This is a genomic window from Paenibacillus sp. FSL R10-2199, from assembly GCF_038000235.1.
GTDB classification, from domain to species: Bacteria; Bacillota; Bacilli; order Paenibacillales; family Paenibacillaceae; genus Paenibacillus_AQ; species Paenibacillus_AQ phytohabitans.
This window is the reverse complement of record NZ_JBBOBO010000001.1, coordinates 3,410,014-3,420,064: the sequence shown is the minus strand read 5'-3', so window position 1 is coordinate 3,420,064 and position 10,051 is coordinate 3,410,014. Positions and strand designations below refer to the sequence as shown.

The 10,051-nt window shown below is 36.9% G+C and carries 11 protein-coding genes; 5 read left to right on the top strand and 6 right to left on the bottom strand.

Annotated elements, in window-relative coordinates; genetic code table 11:
* Positions 1-4: 4 nt before the first annotated feature.
* From NYE33_RS14830 to NYE33_RS14820, 4 genes are all read right to left on the bottom strand, one after another.
* On the bottom strand, positions 5-571 hold the full coding sequence (locus NYE33_RS14830; protein ID WP_341066380.1) for a hypothetical protein: 567 nt from the start codon (positions 569-571) through the stop codon (positions 5-7).
* A 637-nt stretch (positions 572-1,208) separates the two neighbouring features.
* On the bottom strand, positions 1,209-1,922 hold the full coding sequence (locus NYE33_RS14825) for a hypothetical protein (protein ID WP_341066378.1): 714 nt from the start codon (positions 1,920-1,922) through the stop codon (positions 1,209-1,211).
* 190 nt (positions 1,923-2,112) lie between these two features.
* The gene (locus NYE33_RS36520; RefSeq protein ID WP_445669812.1) at positions 2,113-2,454 is read right to left on the bottom strand and encodes a prepilin peptidase; all 342 of its coding nucleotides are present in this window, start codon (positions 2,452-2,454) and stop codon (positions 2,113-2,115) included.
* Between the two features lie 711 nt (positions 2,455-3,165).
* On the bottom strand, positions 3,166-3,867 hold the full coding sequence (locus tag NYE33_RS14820) for a DUF4145 domain-containing protein (protein WP_341066377.1): 702 nt from the start codon (positions 3,865-3,867) through the stop codon (positions 3,166-3,168).
* A 671-nt stretch (positions 3,868-4,538) separates the two neighbouring features.
* Between NYE33_RS14820 and NYE33_RS14815 the strand changes: the two genes are divergently transcribed.
* Positions 4,539-4,802: a hypothetical protein gene (locus NYE33_RS14815; protein ID WP_341066376.1), complete on the top strand. Its 264-nt coding sequence runs from the start codon at positions 4,539-4,541 to the stop codon at positions 4,800-4,802.
* A 121-nt stretch (positions 4,803-4,923) separates the two neighbouring features.
* Here the strand turns inward: NYE33_RS14815 and NYE33_RS14810 are convergent, their stop codons facing one another.
* The gene (locus NYE33_RS14810; RefSeq protein WP_341066375.1) at positions 4,924-5,100 is read right to left on the bottom strand and encodes a hypothetical protein; all 177 of its coding nucleotides are present in this window, start codon (positions 5,098-5,100) and stop codon (positions 4,924-4,926) included.
* A 222-nt stretch (positions 5,101-5,322) separates the two neighbouring features.
* On the opposite strand from NYE33_RS14810, the gene NYE33_RS14805 reads away from it, so the two are divergent.
* Positions 5,323-5,859 carry a hypothetical protein gene (locus tag NYE33_RS14805; RefSeq protein ID WP_341066374.1) on the top strand — a complete coding sequence of 179 codons (537 nt, stop codon included), beginning with the start codon at positions 5,323-5,325 and terminating at the stop codon, positions 5,857-5,859.
* A 588-nt stretch (positions 5,860-6,447) separates the two neighbouring features.
* Here the strand turns inward: NYE33_RS14805 and NYE33_RS14800 are convergent.
* Positions 6,448-7,137 (bottom strand): hypothetical protein, encoded by a 690-nt coding sequence (locus tag NYE33_RS14800; protein WP_341066372.1) that lies wholly within the window; start codon positions 7,135-7,137, stop codon positions 6,448-6,450.
* Between the two features lie 430 nt (positions 7,138-7,567).
* Here NYE33_RS14800 and NYE33_RS14795 point away from each other — a divergent pair, with 430 nt between their 5' ends.
* The 3 genes from NYE33_RS14795 to NYE33_RS14785 all read left to right on the top strand — a co-directional run bounded on the left by NYE33_RS14795 (position 7,568) and on the right by NYE33_RS14785 (position 10,006).
* Complete coding sequence (locus tag NYE33_RS14795) at positions 7,568-8,635, top strand: MBL fold metallo-hydrolase (RefSeq protein ID WP_341066370.1); 1,068 nt, start codon at positions 7,568-7,570, stop codon at positions 8,633-8,635.
* Positions 8,636-8,851 carry a DUF3006 domain-containing protein gene (locus tag NYE33_RS14790; RefSeq protein WP_341066368.1) on the top strand — a complete coding sequence of 72 codons (216 nt, stop codon included), beginning with the start codon at positions 8,636-8,638 and terminating at the stop codon, positions 8,849-8,851.
* An 84-nt stretch (positions 8,852-8,935) separates the two neighbouring features.
* A complete protein-coding gene (locus tag NYE33_RS14785; protein ID WP_341066366.1) occupies positions 8,936-10,006 on the top strand; it encodes a YecA family protein in 1,071 nt (356 codons plus the stop codon).
* Positions 10,007-10,051 lie beyond the last annotated feature (45 nt).

Here is a 10,051-nt window from a genome sequence, read left to right as displayed (position 1 = left end):
AATTTTATATGTCCCCAGGAAAAAAATCAGTTCCATATACTAAATTGTCTACAGTTTCTGGTTGAACCGAGTAAGTATTGTAAGTAACACTCGAAACAGTGTTATCAATTAAGTCAGCTTTATCTAAATCGCTTTTAGTGAATTCAATTAATTTCGAAGAGAAATCTTTGGAGTCAGTATGTAATGGGGAGGTTGATGCAACTTTTTCAACAGATTGTTCATTATCACTTAATTGGACTTCTTTATCAAGTTCAATAAATGAAACAACTGAGTTATCCTGTAGGTTGCTCACTTCTGCGGAAGTCAGATTAAGAAGGAGGTATGGTAAATTTTCAAATTCTTCTTTTACTTTTTTAGTACCAGTCATGTTCTCAATTCCCAACATAACATTTTCTAAGTCTATTTTGTCCTCTTCCGTTTTTAACTTCACAATATAAGAATTAGTAGATAAAGAAGTCGCATTTACTATTCCATTCAAGTCACTAAAACTAGAAGTCTCTGCGAACGCGAGATTAGGTATAGTACTTATAAGTACCATCAATGATAAGGCTACGTTTAAAATTTTTTTCAAGTGCATCCCCACTTCTCAAATTTTTATTGTTGTTTATCATATTGAGAATTCGCTCTTTTCCTTTTATACCGTTAAATCCCTCCTTATTGTATTTCAGTGATATCAGTATACATTTTTTAAAAAAATAAAATAGAGGGTCAATTGTAAATAAGTGTCGAATTTAAGTCAGAATAATCAGTTAAGTAACTAATGTATATTAATCAAATTTCCTATTCATTATTTTAAGATTCAGCAATGAGTTTAAAACATATTTTCACCAAAACACCCTATATTTTTTGTTACGAATTGATGATACACACCGCTAGAAATTTGGCATCTATGACCCACAACATAAGAAAAAAACTCTCCGTGAAATAGCCGCCACGGAGAGTTCTGTAAGGATTTATAACTTGTTGGTGTCTTCCAAAAAAAGAAAATTAAAAAGCAACTATCATAAACCACTAATTTTCAATAGTTATTTTCACCGATTCCAAATCTCGATCCAGCATAAAACTGAAACCAAAAATTTTTTTACGCTATCATGAAAGGAAAAAAATACTCTACATTATTGAAAAGTTAAACGAATAATGAATCCTTATACAAAATGAAGAGGTAAAATTTCATAAGCCTCAGTGAATGCTTGACAAAATCTTTCAAATTAATTCATGATCAATTTCCCATCAGACTTAATAACATTTAAAATGTTAACCTCTCCCGTAATATCATTTATAAATACACTTGTTATAATTTTTTCTTTTCTTTCGAAATGATACACTTTTTCACCATGTTTTTTTAGAACTTTCGAAACTTGCTGTTCCGTAATAAAGTTTGATATTTTGTTTGTTTTAATATCATAATATGCAAATCTAGATAAACTCCCCATTAAAAGAGATGGTTTAAGAACCTCAAACCAAACAATAGGTTCATCGTTATCAGTCTGTAACCGGCTTAACACAAAATCTTTCGGAATCTCATCATTTATAGTTATAATTAACTTGTTTTCTACATTGCGATCATTGGGATGAGATGTAGAGACAAAGTATTGGACGCTAGACTGGCCTGATTGTTTATTATAAAGAGAGGATTCGTAATTGCTTTTTCGTTGATCCAAGTTGATAAAATAAGGCTCTACAATTGAAAACAAATAAAATGAAAGAATAGGTATCAAAATAAGCAATATAATTAAAATTCTTTTTCTCATTGTTATAAGGAAAATAATTGTAAGGACTAGAGACAAGGCTGGAATATATACTCCCCAATTTGCAAAAGGAAAACCTTCTACAAAAGGTTTTGGGTTAAAAAAGGCCAAAATAAAAATAATAAAGCTTTGTATCACTACAAATATAAATATAGAAGGAATTATTCTTTTCATACCTCTTCCCCCCAACAATAACTCTTTACTCTTACTCGGATTTAGAGGAATTACCTCACTAAAAAATCACCCTATCAGCCTAAGCTAACAGGGCGATTGTGCCGATTCTTTCAGACTCACGCCGGTGCTTCCGATCAGTGTAGTTTCACATTAACATGATTGTAACAATCTGTAAATCGACAATTCAAAGTCATAAACCGACAACGATCCCTAGCAGACCTAAAGTAAGAAATGGTGCGAGCGGCACAGTGGGTTGAGCATCCATTGAAAGCAGCTTTCTTCCTCCCTGATACAGAAAAACAAAAATGCACATCACCAACAGAACTACCACCACTCGTTCTAGGCCGATACATAATCCAAGCAGTGCAACCCTCTTCACATCACCAGCTCCCAAGGACCGGGGGCTGATCATAAAGATCAAGAAAAACACTGCACCTGGGATCAGCCCCCATAAATAGTCCGGACTACACACGATCCTTAACGCATGCAAAACTATAATCGCAAGCATATTGGAAATCCGCCGCTCCGTAATATCCGTGTAACTGTTTTTACATGTTTATTAAAGACGTACTGATATTGTATTGAAATCATTATTGCAAATCCTGTAATAACAAAACAGCGCAACTCCAGTCAGATATATTAAATCTGATGGAATTGCGCTTTATTACAGGGAGCTGACAGCTCTATCCAACTGATATAGAGGAAAGGGATAAATGCCCTAAATTCAGTTCGCGAATCGTTGATTTTATTGGGGTTAGGGACTATGAGATAAATTGGATTATAGAGAGTTCGTGACCAAATATGTGACCAATAAATCCTGGAGAAATCCAGGGTTTATTTTTTTTGCAAAGGAATTCACCCTGAAATACTAAGACTGTTCAAGCACCTCTATCCAACTGAACTTGAGGAAAGGTTAAATTACATATAATACAATTATCTTTCCCTTGATTTCATGTGAAAAAATGTGTTTAACTCTAGGACAAATAGTTTGTTAACAATATGCCTTTCCCTTTACGCTTTAGGATTCTTCACTGTTGTTCCAAGTTCGATACAGCTTCCTTGGCCTTCGTCTATATGCCCGAGACTCGGCATCCTCTCTGCCCCTTTTCAGGGCCTTTTTTGACGACGCGGCAGGATTCACTTCATGTTGCGGCCTAGGTTGTTGCTCGCCCTGTCTCGGACAGGTACTTTTGTCGATGCGCTTTACTCACAGTTTTCGCCATGCGCAGCGCTCCTATGGGGCTTATTGTTTAAGCATTTCTCCTTTTCCAAGTTCTCTCAACTTTGTGTTTAAGCTATCCTGACGTTCTTGGAGCTTGATAGGTTGAACGAATGTGTAATCGAATAAAGCATCTAATACATTAAGTAACCATTCAGCTTCCCCATCTTCTACATCCATTATCTCACCAGTTTGTTTGCTCTTTAAAGGATGTGCAGCAAAGTTGCCAATGTTTCTTACAGCATCGACAGAATCTGCTATGTATGAAGGCACGCCCTGACGCTGAATGAACTCCTCAATTTCTTGATATAAATCTTTTTTCTGAATCTGGAATTCATCTCGCAAGATTTGTTGAAGCATCCTTCTACAAATTGCAGCACTTGCTTTAGGACTTATGGGAAGAATAAGGCCCGCCTCTCTGTAATCCTTTCTATACTTTTCTGGAACATAATCCGATAAGTCCATATCAGCAGTTTTTGGAAAAATGGTTTTTTCAGTTAATATTTCTTGCTTGATCATATGGTAAGAATGCGCCCCGAGTGGTACTAACCTTCCATACCGCAGAATAACAATCATATCGCTACACTCTGGACATACGAAACTTTCTATTTCATAGCCAGCGACCGTCTCTTCATACTCTTGATATTCTTTTGCTTTTTCATGATGTACGGTCTCACTTTCTTGAACTTTAAAACTTGTACCACAATGCGGACACAGCATTTTCATAATCGCAGCCCCCTCTAATCATATCTTGTTGACTCATTTTAACATGATATATTAGGTGAAACAGGGTAAATGTATTACGATCAGGCTATTTTTGAAATGTCGCAAACCACTTCTCAATGTAGCCACGCCACCATTCATCCCTACAATAACGCAGCCTCATTGCTCTCCAGCCTTGCAAGGTGATCTCTTGGCTTACTTTACAGTTTCATAATTGTTCTATTCCATTACTTTACTACTCTAAAGTTTCCGGCTAATATCCACTTCAAAAACAGGCGTTGAGTTAACCACAAAGGATATCTGGTGCATTCAAGTGATAACCTATTTATGCAGTTCCTAAATGTTCAGTTCCGATTATTGAGGATAACCGCATTATAATAAAAAGTCCCGTGTTTCGATTCCGATTAATTCAGATCAGTTCTGATAAAAATATGGTCACGGAGGCATGACTTAATGAAAGTGGAAACTATGCAGCTGCAGCAGTTCTTAGACAACTTTATTGAACATCATCCTCATGCGTCAAATTACGAGCGTCCCCAACTTACACCAAGTCTATCGGTACGACGAGGACATTGAACGCCGGGATCGAGATGATCTTCCCTATGGAGCGCCGGTGCTTGCAATCAAGCGCAGAACGGAGCGTATTGGACGGACATACTAAAGGAGGCCGCACAGTGGATTTGTCACAGCACATGAGGGAAACAGCAAATATGATTGACGGCTACTTATCCGGCCGTTTGGTTGTTGATCTTGATGAATGTTTAGTCGGTCTGCAATTAGAAAATAACAGCATTACACCGCTGAATGCGCAGCACCAAATCGAAGTAATGCAATGGGAAAAATATTGCCCTATGAGATATCAGCGGCTTCTTGATGCTAAGACAATTGAAGGCTGGCCGGGGTATGCCGGACTTGAAGCTAGAATTAAAGGCATATAGATTCCCTCTGTAACTAGCTGTAGATAGCTCAGAGGGTCTGTCGAAACACCCGTCCAGGATGGCGGGTGTCAGGCAGACTCGCTACGAGTTAAGCATGCCATCGGTAGACATTAAATGAATTTCATATATCAACACCTTGCTCGCGAAGCTTGAGAACAATCCTCCAGCCTGCTTGATAGAACTCGCGCGTTACCTTTTCAATATCTTCAGGTGTACGAGCTACATAATCATCACAAAATTCTATTTCCCCCCCATCGATCCAAATTGTTTTAACTACATTCCCTTCAGGTAATTTCATTCCCCACAACTCCTTTTTAGGTATAGCTAAGACTTCGTCATATTTTCCACAGAAACTCTATTTTTCTTCCTAATTTCAAAAATTTCGGTATGCACCAAATAAGGGTTCCCTCTACGGTTCCTAATACTTTTTATCTCATTTGACCCTGGGGGGGCAAAATAAATGAATAATTAGCGAAAAAAATCACAATATATAAATACAACTTGATTAGGAGGTTTTATTGTGGAAAATTGGAAAGTAACTCACACCAGTGACACTACACTTTTGCGGAAAGTAGTACCTAAAGATTTAACTTCAATAAGTACTCAATCACGAACTGAGTTAAGGAATTTTAATGGTGAACTTTGTAGACTTGGGCATGGCTCCTCTTTCGCTCTCGAAGATACAGTTTTGGGAAAGCGTCCCATTGTGGGTGGAGAGGTACTTCTCAAAATGAATCCTTCTGTCGGTCCCGGTAAATACCGCACATCTTGTTGGACCATTTCTATCCATGATTCGATGATGGAGGCTTTTTATAAACAAATTGATGAGAAAACTGATCATATTTACGCATTAAAGGGGACGCAGGTGATTTTCGAGTACGACGAAAACAACAAGCCCTTTGTTATAACAACTATTGAGGAGGGTCAAAAAGCTGTAATGAGTATCTCTAAGACTGATAATATTCGAGATCGATACTCCGCCAAGGTTGAAAAGATAACCGACCAAGAATATGATCATGTCTTACAAAACTACATGGACAATAGAAAATGGAACTAATTAAAAGGAATCGCCTCAAAGGCGGTTCTTTTTTTCATTACCAATATTGTTTAAACCATTAGTATTCGTGTTTGAACAGCACACTTCTAACATTTTTTCACATTTGTTCCCTTAACTAAATAACGTCTGCTGTTGTTCTCCTCCTGAAAAACAGCCTTGAGTGAACCATAAAGGATTTCTGGTGCAGTCAAGTGATACCCTCTTTATGCAGTTCCTAAAATACTTGGTTCGGATTAGTCCCGATTTTCACGCTATATATAGGAAGTTACTATTTTAGTTCCGATCACTTGGGATAGGTTCTGTTCTAAGTATGGTCAGAATATGGTCAACGAAATATCTCGGTTCCCTTTCAATGTATTTCTGATTCAAATTAAGGCATTACCTTCAAGTATCCAGCAATTAAAAAGTAATAAACCTAATTTAGCCTAATCTCTCCTCTATCTTCGCGTTAACTGACCGTAAACTCAAAATATATATAATTGGCGCTTCTCGCACTCCTTAGAAGCGGCGCTTCATTTTTCTTTCATATCTCTCTACAACAAAGACCGCCCCGAAGGACGGCCGTAGTTAAGATATTCTATGATAATATTAGTCTTTATTTCCGCTTTCTTTTTTTGAATCATTTTTACTTCCACCGGAGAAATTGCCTTCATTTAGTATACTCGGCGGCGGAGATGATGGTGGCGGGGTTTGATTATTATTACTATTGTTATCACCCATATTAACACTCCTTTCCTGTAATGTATTTAATATTTCAACTCTTTGAATCTCTTCTTTACTGAATGCGATATAAATGACAAAGAGTAATGAACTTAGGCCAAATACAATAAATAGTAATCTGAAGGCTCTAATAATCGAGTTTTGTCTTCTTTCGTTTAAAATTTTATTATTGTGAGTAAAATCTCTATAATTTTCGTAGGTTGCTTGTTTTACGTAGGATTCGTTATAAGCAGTACCGTAGTAATCAATCTGAGATTGAGTATGTGCCTCTATTATCTGTGGAGAATTAAGAAAATGATATTCATAACCAAAAAGGGATCTAACAAAGTAATATAAGGAAATACTTAATACTATGAAAATTATAATTATTAAAAAATAACCCCAGTTTCTAGCATTATCGTTTTCAATATCCTTTATTTTGCTTGCAAAATATACAAATGCTGAAATTAATAATGGGAGTGCTGTTAAATATCCCATGATCATATTCCAGATACGATCTCTAGTAGCTATCTCATCATAATAAAGTTGCTTAAACAAATCAAAGTGTCTATCTTTCACTAATCAATCACCCATTATTTACATTAACAGGAATATTGTTTGCTGACAATAAAAATATTCGAGCATTTCTAAAAACTCAAGAGTAATCCTTCTGTGTTTATATATTGCGATTTCCCAACGCAAACTATAGAAGGGAGTTGAATCGTAAACCCACGTATTACAAGAGCGCCCCCAAGCTATTCCACAAGATTCCTTAAGGTTTTGTATGATATAGCTATGCTGCATTTATCATTATAAAGTTTTAAAATGTTCTGTAAAGTTCCTCATGATGGTAGAAAAAATGGTAGAAGAACCCCGTTGTATTTATTCCCGTCCGGTCCTTGTATAAACGAGAGGCAGTTCAGCAATACATATGTATGGTAGAGCATTTTAATAGAAAATTTTACCTCTATCTGATAGACTATTTCCAGAACTACTCTGGGGGGATTTTATGAAGAAAAGAATTGCTTTATCAGTGATTTTGTCGATTTTACTGATTTTGCTTCCCGTAATTGCAGAAGCTCATCCAGGACGAACCGACTCCAACGGTGGGCATTATTGCAGAACAAATTGCGCCAAATGGGGACTTAAGGATGGTGAGTACCATTTCCACAATGGTGGTGGAACTAAGTCAGCACCGGCTGCCACTAAAAAACCAACCGTAAAGGCTACAACAAAGCCAACTGCTAAACCGACAAGCAAACCGACCGCTACACCAGCTCCGGCTTTGCTGGTGCCGAAGAAACAAAATGTCGGTACGCTGCAGGTCTATTATTTTGACGTTGGACAAGGTGACTCTACCTTAATCCGGACACCCAGTAATCAATATGTCCTCATCGATGGGGGTAACAACGATCAAGGTAAAAACCTCGTGAAATACCTGAATGCTCTCGGTGTCAAAACACTCGATGCTATGGTGGCCACTCATCCCGATGCAGATCACATCGGCGGGCTGGATGATGTAATGAAGGCGGTGGAAGTGAAGTCCGTGTACGCTCCAAAAGTTTCGCATACTACTGAAACCTATAAAGACTTTCTGACCGCAGTCAAGAATGAAGGTCGTACTATTAAAGCAGTAACTAAAGGAGAATCAATTCCTTTGACTGGTGTTGAAGCAAGGTTTCTGGCGCCTGTTAATACCTATGGTGATGATCTTAACGATTGGAGCGCAGTTCTAAAGGTTACTTATAAAAATAAGTCCTTCTTATTCACCGGAGATGCTGAACTGAAATCTGAAAATGATATGCTTGCGGATGGAGTAAGTCTGAAAGCCGATGTACTAAAGGTAGGCCATCATGGCTCCAATAGCTCAACCAGCAAAGCCTTTATCGATGCTGTAAAACCAACCTATGCTATTATCAGTGTAGGGAAGAATAATTATGGTCATCCGGATTCCGGTATTCTGGCCAGATTAAAAAATGCTAATGCTTCTGTGCTGCGGACTGACCAAAAAGGGACCATCACAGCTATTAGTGATGGGAATTCAATTTCATTCACGACTACCAAGGGGGCCAAGTAAATGAGGAAGGGAATTATTGATCGCTTCGAGGGTGGGTATGCTGTCATTGAATTTGATGGAAAAACTGAGGATGTCCTTAGATCAGAACTACCTGCAGAGGTTAAGGCCGGAGACACTCTTATTTTTAAAGATGAAGAGGTCATAATTGATACTGAGGATACGGCTTCTCGGAAAGAAAGGATCGATAATTTAATCGACGAGTTATTTAAAGACTAATTATAAAAAATTACGCATCCATATAAAATCCCCACCTTAATTTCGCAATAAAAAATCTTATGAACTAGGTGGCATCGTAGAATTATGAATAAAATTCGTCGTAATGATCCTTGTCCGTGTGGATCAGGAAAAAAGTATAAAGTTTGTCATGGAAATAAAGAAGATCAACAGATCTTAGACACAAATATCCCTGTCGATTCAGGAATTGAAAGAAGGCTCAACAATTCGAAGATAAAGCATTGTATCCATCCTAAAGCCGAAGAATGCTCAGCAAAAATTATCAAAGCTCATACTATTCAAAATAATAGAATTTTAAATCGAATTGGTCGAGATGGTAAAATATACATGGTTCGATTTACTGCTGAATCAAATAAGCCCAGATATCGATTTAAAGAAGTAGGCAGAAGCCAAGCAACCACTATAACTGGATTTTGTAGTAATCATGATAAAATGTTATTTCAACCGATTGAAGATAGTGATTATGTGGGCACTCAACAACAAAATTATTTATTTGCTTATAGAGCTTTCGCATATGAATACCAAAGAAAAATTGAAGCTAGTAAAAGTCATACTAATCTAATAGATGATAAGCCTAGTCTTTTAAACGACGAGCATTACCAAGCGCTCCAAGAAGGGTATAAACTAGCTGAAGTTGATAATATTAGAGAGAAGATTATCTTCGACAATGCATTGTTACAAGGAGATTACAACGTAATCGAGACGGTAAGTATCACTCTAGAAGGTGAATCGAAATTTGCTGTCTGTTCTGGTTTTAATCTCGAATACGACTTAAATGGAGACATTGTGAATCGTCTGTATGATCACAAAGCGATTGTAAGCCTTTTAACTTTAAATGTATTCCCACAAAACGGAAAAACTATTGTTCTTTTAAGTTGGTTAAAAGAGGATACTGCTATCTACAATGCCTTTTCTCAACAAATCCAAGCTTTGAATACAGAAGAAATAAAACAAATGCTAAATAATATGATCCCCAGTTACTGTGAAAATGCAGTTTATAACCCAATATTTATCGACTCTTGGTCAGACAAAGCGAAACAAGAGTACCTTCGTATATTTAAAAATTCAACAATTTCAGGCATTGTAGAAATAAACAAAAGAAACCTACTTTTAAAAACCAACTTCAATTTATTTTAATGAATACCTAATCAAAGGTGTTCATTATCGTGTTCAAAATCTCTT

Bases quoted from the DNA above. Each gene is read 5' to 3' on its own strand.
- NYE33_RS14825 (WP_341066378.1), bottom strand. From the start codon at position 1,922: ATGAAAAGAATAATTCCTTCTATATTTATATTTGTAGTGATACAAAGC.
- NYE33_RS14795 (WP_341066370.1), top strand. From the start codon at position 7,568: ATGAAGAAAAGAATTGCTTTATCAGTGATTTTGTCGATTTTACTGATT.
- NYE33_RS14820 (WP_341066377.1), bottom strand. From the start codon at position 3,867: ATGAAAATGCTGTGTCCGCATTGTGGTACAAGTTTTAAAGTTCAAGAA.
- NYE33_RS14790 (WP_341066368.1), top strand. From the start codon at position 8,636: ATGAGGAAGGGAATTATTGATCGCTTCGAGGGTGGGTATGCTGTCATT.
- NYE33_RS14785 (WP_341066366.1), top strand. From the start codon at position 8,936: ATGAATAAAATTCGTCGTAATGATCCTTGTCCGTGTGGATCAGGAAAA.
- NYE33_RS14810 (WP_341066375.1), bottom strand. From the start codon at position 5,100: ATGAAATTACCTGAAGGGAATGTAGTTAAAACAATTTGGATCGATGGG.